Source organism: Brevibacterium sp. 2SA, assembly GCF_005502845.1.
Classification (GTDB): domain Bacteria; phylum Actinomycetota; class Actinomycetes; order Actinomycetales; family Brevibacteriaceae; genus Brevibacterium.
In genome coordinates this window covers 1-1,407 of the sequence record NZ_SCMW01000109.1, presented here as the reverse complement: position 1 = coordinate 1,407, position 1,407 = coordinate 1, and the positions used below count along the sequence as shown (strand labels likewise).

Annotated in this window: 1 rRNA gene; it reads left to right on the top strand. The window is 55.5% G+C overall.

The window, feature by feature from the left end:
- Positions 1–1,407, top strand: a 23S ribosomal RNA gene (locus tag FFS20_RS17790); the annotation flags it as partial.

The window sequence follows — 1,407 nt, the reverse complement described above, 5'->3', positions numbered from 1 at the left end:
CTGAGTGTGGAGTCGGTCAGCGTGAGGTGTGACGCAGAAAGGTAGCCAGGCCACGCGATGGTTGTCGTGGTCTAAGGTTGTAGCACGTGGGGGTAGGCAAATCCGTCCCCACAGGTGTGTGAGAGCTGATGGGCGCCCCACAGTGGTGGGGTGATCTGGTGATCCTCTGCTGCCGAGAAAAGCATCGACGTGAGGGTGTGTGTTGCCCGTACCCTATAACCGACACAGGTGGTCAGGTAGAGAATACTAAGGTGATCGAGAGAATCGTGGTTAAGGAACTCGGCAAAATGCCCCCGTAACTTCGGGAGAAGGGGGGCCATCCTGGTGAACAACCCTTGCGGTTGGGAGCTGGTGGTGGTCGCAGAGGCCAGAGAGAAGCGACTGTTTATTAAAAACACAGGTCCGTGCGAAGATGTAAGTCGATGTATACGGACTGACGCCTGCCCGGTGCTGGAAGGTTAAGAGGACCCGTTAACCCGTAAGGGTGAAGCGGAGAATTTAAGCCCCAGTAAACGGCGGTGGTAACTATAACCATCCTAAGGTAGCGAAATTCCTTGTCGGGTAAGTTCCGACCTGCACGAATGGCGTAACGACTTCTCTGCTGTCTCAACCACGAACTCGGCGAAATTGCATTACGAGTAAAGATGCTCGTTACGCGCAGCAGGACGGAAAGACCCCGAGACCTTCACTATAGTTTGGTATTGGGCTTCGGTGTGGTTTGTGTAGGATAGGTGGGAGATGTTGAAGCCTGGTCGCCAGATCGGGTGGAGTCGGCAAGTGAAATACCACTCTGACCATTCTGGATTCCTTAACTTCGGACCCTGATCGGGTTCAGGGACAGTGCCTGATGGGTAGTTTAACTGGGGCGGTTGCCTCCTAAAGAGTAACGGAGGCGCCCAAAGGTTCCCTCAGCCTGGTTGGCAATCAGGTGTCGAGTGTAAGTGCACAAGGGAGCTTGACTGTGAGACGGACGTGTCGAGCAGGAGCGAAAGCTGGGACTAGTGACCCGGCCATGGCTTGTGGAAGCGTGGTCGCTCAACGGATAAAAGGTACCTCGGGGATAACAGGCTGATCTTGCCCAAGAGTCCATATCGACGGCATGGTTTGGCACCTCGATGTCGGCTCGTCGCATCCTGGGGCTGGAGTCGGTCCCAAGGGTTGGGCTGTTCGCCCATTAAAGCGGTACGCGAGCTGGGTTTAGAACGTCGTGAGACAGTTCGGTCCCTATCCGCTGCGTGCGTAGGAAATTTGTGGAGGGCTGTCCTTAGTACGAGAGGACCGGGACGGACGAACCTCTGGTGTGCCAGTTGTACCGCCAGGTGCATGGCTGGTTGGCTACGTTCGGGAAGGATAACCGCTGAAAGCATCTAAGCGGGAAGCCTGCTCCGAGATGAGATTTCCATCCCT